The 17,130-nt window shown below is 73.3% G+C and carries 13 protein-coding genes and 2 pseudogenes; 7 read left to right on the forward strand and 8 right to left on the reverse strand.

Annotated elements, in window-relative coordinates:
• Positions 1-72 precede the first annotated feature (72 nt).
• Complete coding sequence (locus C1I99_RS01330) at positions 73-1,257, forward strand: MFS transporter (RefSeq protein WP_199561878.1); 1,185 nt, start codon at positions 73-75, stop codon at positions 1,255-1,257.
• 71 nt (positions 1,258-1,328) lie between these two features.
• Here C1I99_RS01330 and C1I99_RS01335 read toward each other — a convergent pair whose 3' ends face one another.
• Positions 1,329-2,786 (reverse strand): hypothetical protein, encoded by a 1,458-nt coding sequence (locus C1I99_RS01335; RefSeq protein ID WP_199561874.1) that lies wholly within the window; start codon positions 2,784-2,786, stop codon positions 1,329-1,331.
• A gap of 251 nt (positions 2,787-3,037) precedes the next feature.
• Between C1I99_RS01335 and C1I99_RS01340 the strand changes: the two genes are divergently transcribed.
• From C1I99_RS01340 to C1I99_RS01365, 5 genes and pseudogenes are all read left to right on the forward strand, one after another.
• The gene (locus C1I99_RS01340; RefSeq protein WP_111132311.1) at positions 3,038-3,454 is read left to right on the forward strand and encodes a GntR family transcriptional regulator; all 417 of its coding nucleotides are present in this window, start codon (positions 3,038-3,040) and stop codon (positions 3,452-3,454) included.
• Between the two features lie 11 nt (positions 3,455-3,465).
• On the forward strand, positions 3,466-4,356 hold the full coding sequence (locus tag C1I99_RS01345; RefSeq protein ID WP_111132312.1) for an ABC transporter ATP-binding protein: 891 nt from the start codon (positions 3,466-3,468) through the stop codon (positions 4,354-4,356).
• A complete protein-coding gene (locus C1I99_RS01350) occupies positions 4,353-5,330 on the forward strand; it encodes an ABC transporter permease (protein WP_111132363.1) in 978 nt (325 codons plus the stop codon). Before C1I99_RS01345 ends, C1I99_RS01350 begins: the two co-directional genes overlap by 4 nt.
• A gap of 377 nt (positions 5,331-5,707) precedes the next feature.
• On the forward strand, positions 5,708-6,130 hold the full coding sequence (locus tag C1I99_RS01360) for an MmcQ/YjbR family DNA-binding protein (protein ID WP_111132364.1): 423 nt from the start codon (positions 5,708-5,710) through the stop codon (positions 6,128-6,130).
• Between the two features lie 124 nt (positions 6,131-6,254).
• Positions 6,255-6,633: pseudogene (locus tag C1I99_RS01365) on the forward strand (NUDIX hydrolase); the annotation flags it as partial.
• A gap of 61 nt (positions 6,634-6,694) precedes the next feature.
• On the opposite strand, the pseudogene C1I99_RS33610 reads toward C1I99_RS01365, so the two are convergent.
• Positions 6,695-6,871 (reverse strand): annotated as a pseudogene (locus C1I99_RS33610) (XRE family transcriptional regulator); the annotation flags it as partial.
• 352 nt (positions 6,872-7,223) lie between these two features.
• On the opposite strand from C1I99_RS33610, the gene C1I99_RS01375 reads away from it, so the two are divergent.
• On the forward strand, positions 7,224-9,644 hold the full coding sequence (locus C1I99_RS01375; protein ID WP_111132365.1) for a M14 family metallopeptidase: 2,421 nt from the start codon (positions 7,224-7,226) through the stop codon (positions 9,642-9,644).
• A 301-nt stretch (positions 9,645-9,945) separates the two neighbouring features.
• On the opposite strand, the gene C1I99_RS01380 is transcribed toward C1I99_RS01375, so the two are convergent.
• The 6 genes from C1I99_RS01380 to C1I99_RS01405 form a co-directional block, all read right to left on the reverse strand.
• On the reverse strand, positions 9,946-12,330 hold the full coding sequence (locus C1I99_RS01380) for a WD40/YVTN/BNR-like repeat-containing protein (protein WP_111132313.1): 2,385 nt from the start codon (positions 12,328-12,330) through the stop codon (positions 9,946-9,948).
• A gap of 241 nt (positions 12,331-12,571) precedes the next feature.
• Positions 12,572-13,039 (reverse strand): hypothetical protein, encoded by a 468-nt coding sequence (locus tag C1I99_RS01385; protein ID WP_111132314.1) that lies wholly within the window; start codon positions 13,037-13,039, stop codon positions 12,572-12,574.
• An 18-nt stretch (positions 13,040-13,057) separates the two neighbouring features.
• A complete protein-coding gene (locus tag C1I99_RS01390) occupies positions 13,058-13,927 on the reverse strand; it encodes a carbohydrate ABC transporter permease (RefSeq protein WP_111132315.1) in 870 nt (289 codons plus the stop codon).
• Positions 13,924-14,937 (reverse strand): ABC transporter ATP-binding protein, encoded by a 1,014-nt coding sequence (locus C1I99_RS01395; RefSeq protein ID WP_111132316.1) that lies wholly within the window; start codon positions 14,935-14,937, stop codon positions 13,924-13,926. The genes C1I99_RS01390 and C1I99_RS01395 overlap by 4 nt, the downstream gene beginning before the upstream one ends.
• Positions 14,934-16,229 (reverse strand): ABC transporter substrate-binding protein, encoded by a 1,296-nt coding sequence (locus C1I99_RS01400; protein WP_111132317.1) that lies wholly within the window; start codon positions 16,227-16,229, stop codon positions 14,934-14,936. Before C1I99_RS01400 ends, C1I99_RS01395 begins: the two co-directional genes overlap by 4 nt.
• On the reverse strand, positions 16,226-17,059 hold the full coding sequence (locus tag C1I99_RS01405; RefSeq protein ID WP_111132318.1) for a carbohydrate ABC transporter permease: 834 nt from the start codon (positions 17,057-17,059) through the stop codon (positions 16,226-16,228). Before C1I99_RS01405 ends, C1I99_RS01400 begins: the two co-directional genes overlap by 4 nt.
• Between the last annotated feature and the right edge of the window lie 71 nt (positions 17,060-17,130).

Raw genomic sequence — 17,130 nt, forward strand, 5'->3', positions numbered from 1 at the left:
GCACCGGATTCCCAGCGCACCCCGACCGGCCGCCCGGGTGCGGCCGACCTGCCCCTGTCGGCATGGCGGTTCGTGGTGTGGTTCGGCGTGGTGGCGATGCTGGCCGACGTCGTCTACGAAGGCGCCCGGTCGATCACCGGCCCGCTCCTGGCCCACCTGGGAGCGAGCGCGCTGGTGGTGGGGGTGGTCACCGGCGTGGGGGAGGCGTCCGCGCTGGTGCTGCGCCTGGTGTCGGGGCCGCTGGCGGACCGGACCGGCCGCTTCTGGGCGTGGGCCATCGCCGGGTACGCCCTCACCGTCGTCAGCGTCCCGCTGCTGGGCCTGGCCTCGGTGCTCTGGGTGGCCGGCGCGCTGATCATCGCGGAGCGGGTCGGCAAGGCCATCCGGCAACCGGCGAAGGACACGCTGCTGTCGCAGGCGGCGGCGGTGACCGGCCGGGGACGCGGGTTCGGGGTGCACGAGGCGCTCGACCAGGCCGGTGCGCTGGTCGGGCCGCTCGCGGTCGCCGCCGTGCTGGCGGGCACCGGCGGCGACTACGGGCCGGCGCTGCTCATGCTCGCGGTGCCGGGGGCGCTCGCGCTCGCCCTGGTGGTGTGGCTGCGGATCCGGGTCCCGCGCCCGGAGCGGTACGAACAGGGCGGCACGGCCACGCCGGCCCGGAGGACGCCGCCGCGCCGGCGCGACGCCGGTGAGGTCACCCGGCTGCCGGGCACCTTCTGGCTGTACGCCGCGTTCGCCGGGCTCACCATGACCGGGTTCGCCACGTTCGGGGTGCTCTCCTTCCACCTGGTGACCGGGGGACTGCTGCCCGCCTCGGCGGTGCCGGTGCTGTACGCGGCGGCGATGGTGGTGGACGCGGCGGCCGCGGTGCTCACCGGCTGGGCGTACGACCGGCGCGGGGTGGTGGTCCTGGTCGTCCTGCCGGTCGCGGCCGCCGCTGTTCCCGCGTTGGCCTTCTCCGCCACGGTCGGGGTGGCCGTGGCGGGCGTGCTGGTGTGGGGCGCGGTGCTGGGCGTGCAGGAGTCGACGGTGAAGGCGACGGTGGCGGACCTGGTGGGACCGGGCCGCCGGGCCACCGCCTTCGGCGTGTTCGGTGCGGTGGTCGGTGTCGCCGCCGCGGCCGGCGGTGCCCTGGCCGGTGGCCTGTACGACGTCTCGGTGCCACTGCTGGTCGCCGTCACCGCCGCACTCCAGGTGGTGGCGCTGGGCGTGCTGGTGGTGATCCTGCGCCGCGCCCGGGCTGCCAGGGTGGGGTAGCCGGCTCCGGTGGCGGCGTTCCGCTCGGCCGGGCAGCGGATCGCCGGCACCGCGGCGCGGGGCCCCGCCGGTCAGTCCGGTGTCACTGGCGACCGTGGCAGGTACACCGCCCAGCCGGAGGTGGTCAGGTCCGGTACCGGCACCCGCTGCCAGCCCGCCGCCCACTCGGGTGGAGCGGAGTCTTTGACCAGCAGCGCGAAGGGCCCGGTCGCGGCGGCCTGCCGCAGCTGCGCCGTGGTGGCGTTGCGGTTGAACCCCCGGTCCTCCAACGCCCGGCACCCGGCGTGGTAGGCGACCGGGATGGCCTCGTGGCCGGAGATCACGCACGGCGGTCGCACCCCGTGTGACCGCAGCGTCTCGACCAGGCGGGTCCAGTCCCCGCGCCCCCTGACCTGTTCCGCCACGACGTGGTGCAAAATGCCGGCTTGGATGGCGAGATGGCCGGCGAAGCCCACCGCCACCGCGGCGCCGACGACCCGCCGCCATCGGCCGGCGGCCGTGGAGAGGAGCGCGGCGAGCCCGGGCGCGGCGCAGGCGAGAGCCAACGCGTACGTCGGCAAGAGGAAGCGGGGCGCCGAGTATCCGATCAGGAACAGGTAGGGGAAGGCCATCGAGGCGGCGACCGCGACGGCCAGCCACGCCGGCCGTGCCGCGCCCGCCCGGCGGGCCGCGAGGATCCCCAGCGGGACGAGCGCCGCGAGCGCCAGCCACCACAGCACCGCCGGCCACCGGACGGGGCTGTCGCACGGGCGGCAGAGGATCGGCCCGTCCAGGGTGCTGATCGCGTGCCCGAGGGAGAACCGGAGCGTCGTCCCGCCCTGCACGTGTCCTGCTTGCCGGATGCGCTCCAGGAGCCCGCCGTAGCGCAGTTCGGCTTCGACCACCCACGGCACGCCGCCGAGCGCGAGGCCCCCGACCACCGCCGTGGCCAGCCGCCACCGCCGCAACGCCGGCACGGCGGCGGTGGCGCCGAGCAGCGGGAGCCCGAGCCAGAAGGCGTCGGCCGGGCGCATCAGGGCGGCCACCGCGAGGGCTGCGACGAGCCCGAGGTACACCCCGCGTCGGGCCGGCTCGGCTGCGGCGAGCAGGAAACCCCCGACCGCCGCGAGCGCCGCCATCGCGGTGTAGTGGTTGGGCATCGCCGCGTTCGCGTAGAACAGGACGGTCCAGAGGCTCGCGTACAGCCCGGCCGCGATCGCGGCGGTGCCGGGCCGCCGGGTCGCCCGGGACCACACCCAGAAGGCGAGCCCGAGCGACGTCGCGGCGGTGGCGGTGAGGAAGAGCCGGAGCGCGACCGTGGAATCGAGCCACGACGCCACCGGCCACACGAGCAGGGTCACGCCCCGGGCGCGAGGGGCGCTCATGAACGCCGCCGGCGCGTGGCGGCCGTGCTGGCTCACGTAGACGGCCTCGTCCCAGCCGAGGTCGAGGGTGGTGGGCACCGCGACCAGGGACGCGGCGGCGAACGCCAGGCAGACCGCGATCAGGGGTCGCGCGCCGGACCGGGACCGCAGGAGTGGGGAGAGCACCGACACCTCGCTCGAGTTGCGCCAGGCCGCGCCCACCGCCCTGGATGGGGTTGTGCGAGCAGTCCTCACACTAGTGGAAACCGGGATCTGCCGGACCTTCTTCGTGAATCCGGCTGATCCGTCCTGTCGTCCGACGGCCTCCCCGCGCCACCGGCGCACCGGCGGGGCTTGGTCGCCCGGGGTGGCGACACGGCGGCGCCGACCTGTCCTATAGTCTTACTTGCGTAGGACAATAGGGGAGGCTGCGGCGAGTGATCGAGTTTGTGCTGGACGGCCGGTCGAAGGTGAACACGTACATGCAGCTCGTGCAGCAGGTCAAGCAGGCCCTTCGGGTGGGTCTGCTGGCCCCCGGCGACCAGCTGCCCAAGGTGCGCGAGGTGGCGCAGGCGCTGGCCATCAACCCGAACACCGTCCTGAAGGCGTACCGCGAGCTGGAGATCGAGGGTCTGGCCGAGGGACGCCCGGGGGTCGGCACCTTCGTCACGCGCACCCTCGCCGGGGCCTCCCTGCCCAACCAGGCCGAACTGCGCGACGACCTGGTGGCCTGGCTGCACCGGGCACAGGCGGCCGGGCTCACGCCCGAGGACATCACCGCCCTGGTGGAGACGACCATGCGGGCGTCGCTCCCGGTCGAGGGGCCAGCCAGGCAATCCGCGTCGGCAGGATGAGAGGACACATCATGGAGGCAGTGCTGGAAACCGACCAGCTCGGCAAAAGGTACGGACGACAGTGGGCGCTGCGGGACTGCACCCTGCGCCTACCGGCCGGCCGCATCGCCGCGCTCGTCGGCCCGAACGGAGCGGGCAAGAGCACCCTGCTGCACCTGGCGGTGGGCCTGTCGCGACCCGACGCCGGGGTGGTGCGGGTGCTCGGCGAGCCGCCGCACCACAACCCGGCGGTCCTCGCCCAGGTCGGCTTCGTCGCCCAGGACACTCCGCTGTACCGGGACTTCACCGCGACCGAACTGATCACCATGGGGGGCAGGCTGAACCGCCGCTGGGACGCCACCCTGGCCCGTACCCGCCTGGCGGACCTCGGCATCCCACCCGGCAAGCCGGTCGGCAAGCTCTCCGGCGGGCAGCGCGCCCAGGTCGCGCTCGCCCTCGCCCTGGCGAAGCGGCCGAGGCTGCTGCTGCTCGACGAACCGGTGGCCAGTCTCGACCCGCTCGCCCGGCGGGAGTTCCTCCAGACCCTGATGGGCAGCGTGGCCGACACCGGCACCAGTGTGCTGCTCTCCTCGCACCTGCTGGCGGACGTGGAGCGGGTCTGCGACCACCTGATCGTGCTGCACGCCGCCCAGGTCCGGCTCGGCGGTGCGGTCGACGACCTGGTCACCGCGCACCGGCGGCTGGTCGGCCCCCGCCACGACGGCGCGCCGATCCCCGGCGTGGCGGAGATCGTCCGGGGCAGCCACACCGACCGGCAGTCGACCCTGCTGGTCCGCACCGACGGCCCCGTCACCGATCCTCTGTGGACCGAACACGACGTGGCCCTGGAAGACGTCATCCTGGCCTACCTCGTCGACGGCGAGACGCAGACCAACCACGCGGCATGGGGGGTTCCGGCATGATCTGGCTGACCTGGCGGCAGCACCGCAGAGAGGCCCTGTTCGCCCTGGCCGGGCTCGCGGTCATCGGCACGCTGATGGTCGTCACCGGCCTGGCCATGCGCACCGCCTTCAACGACTACGGGCTGCCCGAGTGCGTGGCCCGGGCGGGTGACGCCGGTGCCGGGAGCAATTGCAACCGGGCCTTCAACCAGTTCTACGACCAGTTCAGCGCGGTGAGCCTGGCGGGCATCCTGTTCCTGGTCCTGCCGCTGCTGGTCGGTCTGTTCTGGGGCGCTCCGCTGGTCGCCCGGGAGGTGGAGCAGGGCACCCACCGGTTCGTCTGGACGCAGGGCGTCAGCCGGCGGCGGTGGGCGCTGGTGAAGTTCGGCCTCGTCGGCGCCGCGGCGCTCGTCGCGTCGGTCGGCTACGGGCTGGGCGTGTCCTGGTGGGTGTCGCCGCTGAACCAGGGCTGGCGGCAGAACCGGTTCGACGCCTTCTTCTTCGACATGCAGGGGGTGGCACCGGTCGGGTACACCCTCTTCGCGGTGGCGCTGGGCATCTTCGCCGGCACCGTCTGGCCCCGGATGCTTCCCGCGATGGCCGCGACGCTGGTCGGCTTCGTCGGCGTACGCGTCGCCCTGGCCACCCTGGCCCGGCCCCGTTATCTGCCCGCCCGCGAACTCACCTACCCGGTGCAGGGCACCGGCGAGCCGGACCCGACCGGCGGGGACTGGATCCTCTCCAGCGGTGTCCATGACGCCTCCGGTCGGATGGTCGCCCCCAATGCCCAGGTGATCTGCCCACCCGGCGCGAGCGGGCCGGACGGGCGGGCCTGCGGCGCCGAACTCGGCCTCGGGCCGGGCGCCTACAACTGGCAGCTCTACCAGCCCGGCAGCCGGTACTGGCTGTTCCAGACCATCGAGACTGGCATTTTCGTCGCCCTGGCGGTGCTGCTGCTGGTCCTCGCCATCCGCCGGATCCGCCGCATCGCCTGACCGGCGCCGCCGCCCGCCTGGGCGGGCGGGGAGGGTGTTGTGGTCCTGGGTGGCCGGTCCTAGGTTGTCCCGGCCACCCGGCCGCGACCAAGGAAGACCCGGTGACCGACGCGCCTTCCCGTCGGCGGCCCGGCGAGCGTGCTGGACACCAGCGTCCCGCACTCCGCCCGGCTGTGGTGCACGCCCGCGCACTGCTCACCAGCAGCCCTGAGGGCTGGTGACCTGCTCGCGGTGGCGACCGGACGGCAACGACACCACCTCCACCTCCGAGTACAGCGCGGCCGCCCGCAAGTCCGGCTGACCGGCCACTGCGGTGCGGGCGGCGACCCGGCCGGACGCTGGCGGAAGTGTCGGACGGTCCGGTTAGCGTGCCGGACGTGAGTGCGCCCGGAGACGTCCCACCCGAGTTCCTCGACCGGCTGCGGCCGATCTGCCGCGGCCTGCCCGAGACCTACGAGGAGCCGGCGTGGGTCGGCGTCCGCTGGCGGATCCGCCAGCGGACCTTCGCCCACGTGCTGACCGTCGACCCCGACCACCAGATGGCGTACGCGCGGGCCGCCGCGACCGACGAGCCGATCTGCGTCCTGACGTTCCGGTCGCCTGTCGACGAGATCCACGCGCTCGTCGCCAGCGGCCACCCGTTCTTCAAGCCAGACTGGGGCGCCGACGTCCTCGGCATGGTCCTCGACGACACGGTCGACTGGGCCGAGGTCGGCGAGCTGCTCACCGAGAGCTACTGCCTGCTCGCCCCGAAGAAGCTCGCCACGCTGGTGGCGCGCCCCGCCGAATGGGGTCGGTAACGGCGGTGCGACCCGGCGCCCCGGCGTCCCGACCGGGCGGGGCCCCTACGCCGCCGACGCGGCCGCCTGGGCACCCCGGCCCGTCGGTGGGGCCGGGGGTCGCGAGTCCGCGTACGAGGCTGGCCTGCTGTTGATGCGCCGACACCGTTTCGTCTTCGACCGCTGGGTGGGAGTTGCCGGGCGGCTACGTCGACGACCAGGAGGAGCCGGCGGTGTGCGCGGTGCGGGAGGTTGAGGAGGAGACGGGCTGGCGTCCGCATGAGGTGAAGCCGTTGTTGACGTTCCAGCCGTGGGTGGGGACGGCGGACGCGGAGAACCTGCTGTTTCTGGCACGTAGCGCGAAGCACATGGGTACGCCGATGGATGCGAACGAGGCGGAGCAGATTGCCTGGATTCCGCTCAGCGAGGCGCGGAAGCTGGTCGGGAAGGGCGAGATCGTCGGCGCAGGAACGGTGATCGCCGTGCTGGAGCTGGTCGCCCGCCAGGCGCGCGGCGAGCTGTAACCGTCACCGTCGGGTGCCGAGCGCCGCGTCGACCCGGTTGAGGAACTGTCGTACGACGGGGTTGCGGGTCGCCGCTGCGGTCCGCCCGGTCGAGGGCCTGCTCAACGTGGTGCAGCGCTGCGGCGCAGGCTCTCTCGTCGCGGCTGGTGGCGTGCGCGTGGGCCTCCATGACGTACGCCTCGGCGGTCAGGACGGCCAGGCCGGCGCGGCGGGCGGTCTGGCGGGCCGCGCGCGAGATCAACGCCGATGCCGCGCGCCTGGTCGGACTGGGCCTGCGCTCCGCACTGAACTGACCGAAACCCCGGACTGGGCCTTACCAGAGGTATTGACAGACCACTTTGCCCACGCTGAGGATTGGCTCAGTCCACCGACCGTCACCGGTACCACCTCCCGTTCACCGGTTCGGCGGCGCCTCCGCACTTCGGCGATGCGGTGGCGCCGAGCCGACGAGATCCTCTCACCCTGTCGCGGCGCTGCCGTTTCCGCAGCCGGCGCTCGCGACCAACCGGGCGGAGCCGCGTACCCCGGGCGGGCCTCTCGGGCCACCTCATCGGCCACCCATGCCGATCAACCGAAGGACGGACATCACCATGCCTGATTCCCCACGTCCCCGGTGGCGACGCCGCCTGCCCACCGCGCTGGCCGGCGCCCTGGCCGTGGTGCTGCTGGTCAGCCCGGCCTCGGCCGGGGCGCCGGACACCGCACCCCCTGCTGACCCCGGCCGGGTGGCGGGCGAGGAGGCGAACGTCGTCGAGGTCCTGCTCGCCGACACCGCCCAGCTCGATGCCCTCGTCGCCACCGGTGTGGACCTCGATCACCACGTCGAACGCACCGAGGACGGCGTGGTGGCGCACGCCGTGATCACCGCCGGCGAGGCCGCGACGTTGACCGCGGCCGGCTTCACCCTCGGCGAGGTCGTGCACCGACCCGCCGACGCCCAGGCCCGCGTCGCCGAGCGCGAGGCGACCATCGCCGAGCACGTCGCGGAGAACCGGGCGTTCTCGGTGGCGGTCGCGACCGCCCCAGACGTCTCCGACATCAAGATCATCCGCGCGGACTACTACACCTCGGGAGCCAACCAGGTGCTGTCGGTGGAGGCGAAGTGGGCGCAGGGCCAGACGGCCACCACCGCGCTGACCGTCGAGCGGGACAGCGGCCCCGGCACCGAGATCGGCTCCGGCGGGACGCAGACGATCTCCCGCTTCGTCGACGCCGGTGTCTACCTCTACCACCGCGGTGCGTCGACGGTGACCAGCCGCCCCGACCGCATCCGGATCACCAGCCCCACCGGGGACATCGCCGTCGCCGAGGTCAAGGAATGGCTGCCCATCCCGGACACCGACCCGGAGGGCCCCGGCTACCAGAAGGACTTCGTCACCAGCTATCTCACGCCCACCGAGCTGTACGGGCGGATCCACCAGCTGGCCGCCGAGTTCCCGCACCTGGCCGAGATCGTCGAGCTGCCCTACCGGACCAACGGCTACCGGCGCCACGCGCAGGCCGTGCTCGGCGCCGCCACCGGCAGCCGGGTCGCCGTCGACTCCCTCACCTGGGGCCACGAGGGCGGCAACGACATCTCCGTCGAACTCGCCGACCCCGGCGCCGCCAACGCCGCGCTGTCGGTGACCGTGACCGGCACCGCCGTCCGGGTCAACCTGGCAACCGACGCCGCCGGCGCGGTCACCAGCACCGCCGCCCAGGTCGTCGCCGCGCTCAACGCGCAGGCCGGGTCGCTGCTCCGCGCGTACACCTATCGCGGCAGCCCGGGCACCGGCGTGGTCGCGCCGGCGCCGCGGACCGCGCTCAGCGACGGCCTGAGCGCGCCGGCCACCGTCTCCCGCGAGCCGCACCCGGTGTACGCGATCCGCATCGGCAAGCACCGCGACGGCTCCAAGCTGGGCGTGCTCGCGTACGCGCAGGAGCACGCCCGGGAGTGGGTGCCGCCGCTGGTCACCATCGAGACCGCCGAGCGGCTGCTGCGCAACTACGCGCACGACGGGCGGACCAAGCAGCTGCTGAACAACCTCGACATCTGGATCGCGCCGTCGATAAACCCCGACGGCGGGCACTACTCGTTCTACGACTTCAACTGGCAGCGCAAGAACATGACCAACCACTGCCCGCAGACCGGGGCGGCGGACTTCCTCGGCCGCAACTCGTGGGGTGTGGACAACAACCGCAACTACACCGAGTACAGCCTCTTCGACGGCTACTCCGGCGCGTCGACCAGCTGCACCAGCGGCATCTACGCCGGGCCGAGTGAGCTGTCCGAACCGGAGAACCGGAACCTGGACTGGCTGGCCGCCCGCCCGAACATCAGGTTCTCGATGAACCTGCACTCCTCGGGCAACTATTTCATGTGGTCGCCGGGCGCGTACGCCTCGCCCGGCCGCGTCTCGGCGCCGCGGCCGACGCTCGCCGAGGAGTCGGCGTTCTGGGGTGCCTCGTCGCGGATCCTCACCGCGATCAAGCGGCACCGCAACCTGGCCGTCACGCCGGCGCGCACCGGCCCGATCTCCGACGTGCTCTACTCGGCGGCCGGCAACTCCGGCGACATGCTCTGGTACAAGTACGGCATCTACGCCTGGAACTTCGAGGTCGGCACCTCCTTCCAGCCGCAGTGGGACGAGGCGCACGCCGAGACGATGGAGTTCGCCAACGGCCTGGTCGAGCTGATGCGGGTGGCACGGGACTTCGACAAGGACCACACCCGGCCCGAGAGTGGCCTGTCGGTCACCCCGAGCTCGACCCCGGGCATGGTCGACGTGACGTTCGACGTCAGCGAACCGGCGGCGATCTTCTACACCCTCGACCGCAGCGCGCCCACCTACTCGTCCACCCGCTACGGCTCGGCCGGCATCCGCGAGGGCGGCGAGACCCTGACCGTAGGGGCGGGCACGACGATCCACTGGTTCTCGGTGGACTCGGCGGGCAATGTCGAGAACAACTACACCCCCGACGGCGGCGGCAGGAACTACCGCAAGGGCCAGGCCGTCCTGCCGACGGGCTGATCAGGGACGGGTGGGTGGTCGATGGCCGCGGCGTCCCCGGCGCCTCGGCCATCGGCTGTCCCGTCGCCGCATCAGACCGGGTGGCGCGGTCGGGGATGTTCCGCGCGTAGCTGGCCTCCGCGCGCTGCCGGTACCGCACGTACTGCTTTTCGGTCATGAGTTCGAGTCTCAGCGCCGCCACGGCAGCACGGTATGCCAGCCGGTCATCTCGGAGCCCCCGGCGACACACCGCACCTGCCGGAGAATCTGGGGGTGTGCCGGGCCCGCGCCCGGCACACCCCCGCGTCGACCTACCGTCCGGTCACGCCGCGCCGCAGGAGGAGAGCGCCCCGACCACGCCGACCCCGGTGTCCTTCAGCGGCAGCTTCGTCGATGCCGCCGGGCACCGCGGGACGGTGATGTCGTGGACGCCCCGGCCGAACGTGGCCGCGGTGAGCTGCCGCGACGGCTCGTGGTACCGCAGGTACATCACCGCCGCCTGCGGCAGGCCGGCGCCGAGTGCGGCCCACTCACCGCCGTTCCACCCCGACATGAACACGCCGACGTCGGTGCCGACGAGCAGCAGCCCGTCCGAGGTGGGGACCACCGAGTTCACCGGCGCGTCCGGCAGCCCCCGGCCGATGTCGGTCCAGGTGCGGCCGCCGTCGCGGGTCATCATCACGTGCGGCCGGTCGCTGCCGGACCGGAAGCCGGAGAACGTGGCGTACGCGATGTCGGCGTCCGACGGGTGCACCGCCACCCGGGTCACCCAGGTGCCTGGCAGCTGCGCCGGGTCGACCTCGTTCCAGCTCCGTCCGAGGTCGTGGGTCCACCACAGCTTCCCGTCGTCGGTGCCGACGTACAGCGTGTCGCCGTCGGTGGGGGCCGCGGCGATCGCGGTGATCGTGCCCCACGGGTAGCCGACCGGGTCGTTGGGGCCGCCGCCGGTGAGGTCCGGGCTGATCGCCGTCCAGGTGCGGCCGTTGTCGGTCGACCGGTTGACGATGTTCCCGGCGTAGTACATGACGTTCGGGTCGCTCGGATCGAACTGCAGCGGCGTCTGCCAGTTGCGCCGCTGCGAGGTGGTCTGGCCGGCCCCGATGCTCTGCCGCGGGGTGCCGCCGGAGTTCTCCGACCGGTAGCAGGAGCCGTACTGGCTGCACCCGAAGACGATGCTTGGGTTCTGCGGGTGGATGATGACCTGGAGGCCGTCACCGCAGCCGATGGCGTTCCACGGGCCGCCCACGCCGTTGTAGCCGCGGTTGCAGCCGTTGTCCTGTGCGCCGCCCACCTTCAGCACCGGGTCGGTCTCGGCCACGTCGACGGTGTAGAACTGGGTGTACGGCTCGTGGGTGGATTTCACCCAGCCGCTCGCGCCGTCGGTCTCTGAGCGGTAGAAGCCGCCGTCGTTGCCCAGGTAGACCCGGTTGGGCACCTTCGGGTCCCAGCGCAGCACGTGCTGGTCGGCGTGCACGCCGCCGACGGCGGAGAAGCTCTGGGCGCCGTTGGTCGAGCGCATCAGGTTGACCCCGGTGAGGAACACGGTGTTCTGGTCGTCCGGGTCGACGAAGAGCTTGCCGAACCACCAGCTGAACGTGGACTGCGACGCCTGGCCGGCGGTGACCGGCGTCTGGGTCCACGTGTCGCCGCCGTCGTCGGAACGGTAGAAGGCGCGGAACGGGCCGAGGGCCGTGCCGACGTACGCGTACAGCCGTTGCGGGTTGTCCGGCGCGACCGCCAGCCCCCAGCGGCCCTGGTCGGCGTCGGTGGGCAGGCCGTTGGTCATCCGCTGCCACGTCCCGCCGCCGTCGTCTGAGCGCCACAGGCTGGAGCCGGGGCCGCCGTAGGTGCGCTGGTTCGGCTCACGCAGGTGGTCCCACATCGCCGCGTACACCCGGTCGGGGTTGCTCGGGTCGATGACGACCTCGGTCGCGCCGGTGGTGCCGTTCGGCGGGGCGAGCACCCGACGCCAGCTGTCCCCGCCGTTGTCGGAGAGGTAGACGCCGCGCTCACCGCCGGGCACGAAGAGGTTGCCGGTGGCGGCGGCGAAGATCCGGTCCTCGTTGCGCGGGTCGATGGCGAGGCGGCCGATGGCGTGGCTGCCCGCCAGGCCGACCTGCTGCCAGGTGGCACCCCGGTCGGTGGAGCGGTAGACGCCGTCCCCGCCGAAGGTGATGGAACCGCCGCCCGGTTGCGCCTCGCCGGTGCCGGCGAAGAGGACACCCTCGCTGGTCATGGCGACCGAGCCCATGGCCTGGCTCCAGTCGTCGGGCCACGCCGGCTCGAACCGGGCGCCGGCGTCGCTGGACTTCCACACACCCCCGGAGGCGGCGGCGATGAAGACCTGGTCGGGCACCTGGGGGTCGACCGCGATGTCGACCACCCGGCCGCCGATGTTGGCGGGGCCGAAGAAGCTCCAGTCCCGCTCGGCCAGCGGACGGTAGACGGTGCGGGTGTGCGCGGCGAGCCGGTTGGCCTCGCCGCGCGCCGCCGCGTACCTGGCGGCGGACAGCTCGGTGCTGCCGTCACTCATCCGCTGGGCGGTCATCCACTCGTCGGGCAGTTCCATCGGGCCGGTGGGCGTCTTCGTGGCCAGCGACCGCTGGCTGGGCTGCGGTGCCGACGAGGCCGCCAGGGCGACCGCGGCGAGCAGCGCCAGGGACGCTGTCGCCAGGCCGCGGCGACTTCGGATGAGCGTGAGGTTCATGCGGTGTCTCCCTGTCCACATGCGGGGGTGACCGGGGGAAAGCGGTCTCCTGTGCGCACGCTAGACAGCGGGCCGGTCGGCGTCACTGAGCATCTGTTGGGATTCGGGCCGCCAGGTTAGGACACCTGTCGAGGCGGCCCCGCTCCAGCACTCGGAGCGCACGCCTTCGGGGACCACGGGGACCGAGGCGCCCCGCGTCTTCCGCGCCGTCGTCGCCCCGGCCGCGGCGGCCCTCGGGCTGCTAGCCGCTGCGGAATTCCGGCAGGCCGGCGTCGTCGGAGTCGGGCCCCACCATCGCGGTGAGGCTGGTGCCGTCCGCACAGAGCGCGCCGGCGCGCAGGTACATCCGGCGGTCCTGCGCCCGGGCCAGCACCTCGGTCTCGAATATCTCGTCCTCGACGCGCAGCAGGTCGATGTCGGTGCGCTGCTCGTAGTGGGCGCGGACGTCCAGCGGCGACATCCGGACGGTGGCCACGACCGTGGTCAACGCGCCCTGCTCGACCACCGAGGTCACCCGCGCCCCGTCGGGCAGGGCTAGGCCCGGCACGTCCGCGCGGACCTCCGGGTCGGTGTCCAGCGGCACCCGGTCGCAGCTGGGCAGGTTCGCCAGCATGTCCCGGCCCGGTCCGCCGCCGGCGGGCGAGTCCGTCCCGCCGCAGGCCACGAGGAGCGGAAACGCGACGAGGAGAGCGGTCACCCGGAGCTTCACCGCAGCAGGATGCCACGGTCAGCGCAGCACCCGCCAGCGCCGCACCATCACCAGCTGGACGGTGATCACGGCGGCGGTGACCAGCATCAGCAGGATCGTGATGAGCGAGCCGTAGGCGAACCCGGAGAACTCGAAGACCTGGTCGAAGATGTAGACGGGCAGGTAGAGCGTCGCGTTGGCCGGCCGGCCGTCGGTGAGCACGTACGCCGGCACGAAGTTGACCTGCAACGTGAGGATGGTGTCCCGGACGGCGAGCAGCACCAGCACCGGGGCGAGCAGCGGCAGGGTGAGCCGGCGCAGCTGGCCGACCGGCCCGCACCCCTCCAGCGCCGCCGCCTCGTACAGCCGGCCGTTCAACATCCGGCGGGCGGCGAGCACCACCACGAACCCCTCGCCGATCGGGAACGCCAGCATCAGCACCACGCCCACCCGCGCGGTGGTCGGGTCGGCCAGCCAGGTGAACCCCGGGTGGCCGACGAGCCCGAGGAGCTGGTTCAGCGGCCCGTACAGCGGGTTGAGCACCCACAGGAACAGCACCGCCAGCGCCACGTCCGGGATCACCGTGGGCAGGTAGACGGCGGTGCGGAACCAGCGGCCGCCGGGCCGCGGCGCGGCGAGCAGCAGCCCGAGCCCCACCGCCGCCACCAGCCGCACCGGTACGGCCAGCGCGACGTGGAACAGCGACGCCTGGAGGCTGTCGACCAGGAAACTGTCGTCGAGCAGCCGGCGGACGTTGGCCAGACCGACGAACCGCGGGTCCCGGGTCAGGCCGGTGTGGTCGGTGCCGGCGTAGCCGACGTTCAGCAGCGCCGGGACCAGGATCAGCAGCGCGACCGCCACGGCGTACGGGGCGAGGAACGCCCACGCGGTAAGCGGGCGCCGGCTCATCGGCGCAGCCCGGTGGCGGTGTCGAACCGGTGCACCCGGGCCGGGTCGACCCGCAGCCGCACCCGCTCGCCCGGCCCCACGCCGGGGCGTGGTCCGGTGCGGACGGTCAGCCGGGTGCCGTCGTCGGCCCGGGTCAGCAGCACGGCCTCGCTGCCGAGCGCCTCCACCGCCTCCAACGTCACCTCGACCGGCGCGGCGCCGTCGAGCGCCAGGTCCTCGGGGCGTACGCCGAGAGTCGCGCCGGCGTCGCCGCCGAGCAGCCCGCCGCCGGGCACCAGGTTCATCGGCGGGCTGCCCAGGAACCCGGCCACGAACGTGTCGGCCGGCTCGTCGTACACCTGCTGCGGCGGGCCGACCTGCCGCACCCGCCCACCGGCCAGGACGACCACCCGGTCGCCGAGGGTCATCGCCTCCTGCTGGTCGTGCGTGACGTGGATGGTGGTGGTGCGCAGCTCGCGGTGCAGCGCGAGCAGATCGGCCCGGGTGGCGAACCGCAGTGGCGCGTCCAGGCTGGCCAGCGGTTCGTCGAGCAGGTAGACGCTGGGTTCGCGGAGCAGCGCCCTGGCCAGGGCGACCCGCTGGCGCTGCCCGCCGGACATCTGGTCGGGGTACCGGTCGAGCAGGTCGGCGATGCCGAGGCGTTCGGCGGCGGCCCGGGCCCGCCGATCCGCCTCGGCGCGGCGCACCCGGCGGACCTGGAGGCCGAAGAGCAGGTTCCCGCGTACGGTCAGGTGCGGGTAGAGGGCGTAGTCCTGGAAAACCATCGCCACCGCCCGCCGGTGCGGCGGCACCGTCGCGACGTCCTGGCCGTCGACCCACACCCGACCGTGGTCGGGCCGGTCCAGCCCGGCGATCAGCCGCAGGACGGTCGACTTGCCCGAGCCCGACGGGCCGACCAGGGTCACCATCTCGCCGGCGCGTACCTCCAGGTCGACGCCGTCGAGGGCGGTGACCCGCCCGTACGCCTTGGTCAGGGACTCCAGCCGGATGACTCCCCGGGCGTCGCTCACGGGCCGGTCCCCACCGGTGCGGCGAACAGCGGCCGCAGCTTCTCCTCCAGGTTCGCCAGCCCCGCCGCGCGGTCGACCCGGCCGTAGAACACCTCCGTGAGCAGGGTGTCCGCCTCCCGTTCGACCCGCGCCCAGGTGGCGGTGCGCGGGGTGGCCCGCAGGTGCGGCTCGGCGTCGAGGAACACCCGCGACGAGCGCGGCGGCTGGGCGGGGTCGAGGAAGGCCGGGGAGGTGGCGACGTCCAGCCGGGACGGTACGGTGCGCCCGGACCGGGCGAGGGTCTGCTGGCCGGTGACGCCCATCGCGAACTCGATGAACCGCCACGCCTCGCTGTGGTCGGGCAGGCCGGCGCTCATGCAGTAGGCGTCGCTGTGCAGGATCGACGCCGGTACGCCGCCGGGCGCCACCGGTAGTGGCGCCGCGTCCCAGGTGAAGCCGTCGATGGTCCGCAGGGTGGGCACGGCGACCCGGCTGCTCAGGTACATGCCGAGGGTGCCGCGCAGGAACCGGGCCTCGCTGGACTCGCTCTGTTCCTCGGCGTCGGGCGGCACCACGTGGTGTCGCAGTTGCAGGTCCAGGAACCAGTCGACGGCCCGCCGGGTGGCCGGGTCGCCGCGCAGGGTCAGCGTCGTGGGTCGGGTCGGGTCGTCGACCAGCTCGCCCCGGTTGGACCAGACGAACGGCGCGAGCCGGGCGATCGACGGCTCCACGCCCAGCCCGTACCGGCCGTCGCCGGTCAGCCCACGGGCCGCGGCGAGAAAATCGTTCCAGTCCCACCCGGCCTGCGGCAGCGGTACGCCGGCCGCGCGGAACAGGTCGGCGTTGTAGTAGACGACCAGGGAGGACAGGTTCTGCGGCAGGCAGGCCAGTGCCGTGCCGTCGAAGCGGAACGCGTCGAGGGCGCGCGGGCTGAAGTCGCTCTCCTTGAGCACGGTGCTCGCGTCCAGGTAGGACTGCACCGGCTCGATCGCCCGCTGCGCGGCGAACTGGCCGTAGCGGCGGTAGTTGATCAGGAATACGTCCGGTGGCCGGCCGCCGGCGAACGACGACGTCAACCGGGCCATCAGCTCGTCCTGGGTGGCGACGGGGGAGAGGGTGACCTCGGCGTCGGAGTTGGCCTCCTCGAAGGCGTCGATCAGGGCGCGGTAGCCGGTGATCTCCTCGGCGTCGCCGAACAGCATCACCGTGATGCCCGGCCGGTCCTGCCCGGCGGCGTCGCAGCCGGCGCCCGCCCCGACCAGCAGGGCGGCGGCGAGCAGCCCGGCGCAACCCCGTCGCCACCACCGGTTCATCCGGGTCCTCCGTATCTCAGCGCCGACAGCGGACTGTCGTTCAGCAGGATCCGCTGGGCCAGCAGGAACACCACCACGCACGGGGCGGTCGCGATCACGCAGCCGGCCATCAGCAGCGGCCAGTCCGTGGGGTTGAGCAGCAGCAGGAACCGCAGCCCCAGCGGGTAGGTGTAGCGGTCGCCGCTGTGCAGGTACAGCAGCGGGTCGATGAAGTTGGACCAGTGGAAGGTGAAGGCCAGCACGGCCACCGCCAGGGTCGCCGGGCGCACCTGCGGCAGCGCCAGCCGGCGCCACACGGTCAGCCACCCGGCGCCCTCCAACCGGGCCGCCTCCAGCTGGCTGTCCGGCACGCCGCCGAAGCTCCAGGCGTAGAGCAGCACCAGGAACGGGCTGACCGCGAGGAGGGCCGGGGCCAGCAGCGGCACGTACGTGTCGACCGCGCCGGCCAGGCGGAACAGCTCGAAGCGGGTGGCCCATACCGCGGTGACCGGCACCAGCAGCAGCGCCAGCAGGCCGAGGATCATCCGCCGCCGGGCGGGCGGGGTGAGCAGCCGCAGCCCGAACCCGGTCAGCGAGGCGACCAGCACGGTCACCGGCACGGCCAGCGCGACGACCAGGGCGGAGTTCGCCAGATAGGTGAAGAGCGGCATCAGCTCGGGCAGCCGCCGGTACGCGGCCAGCGTCGGCGCCGCCGGCAGGACCTCCAGCGTCCGGGGCGGCGGCAGGCCGGCGGGGCGCAGGGAACCGACCACCATGAACCACAGCGGGGCGGCGAACACCGCCGCGACGAGGGCGGGCACGGCGAAGCGCCCGATCCACCGCCAGGCCATGACATCCACCCCCTCAGTCCGTGAACCCGCCCCGACCTGGGAGTCCCCGGCGGTTCCGCCGAACCTACGAA

The sequence above is a fragment of the Micromonospora deserti genome (assembly GCF_003236335.1).
GTDB lineage: Bacteria > Actinomycetota > Actinomycetes > Mycobacteriales > Micromonosporaceae > Micromonospora > Micromonospora deserti.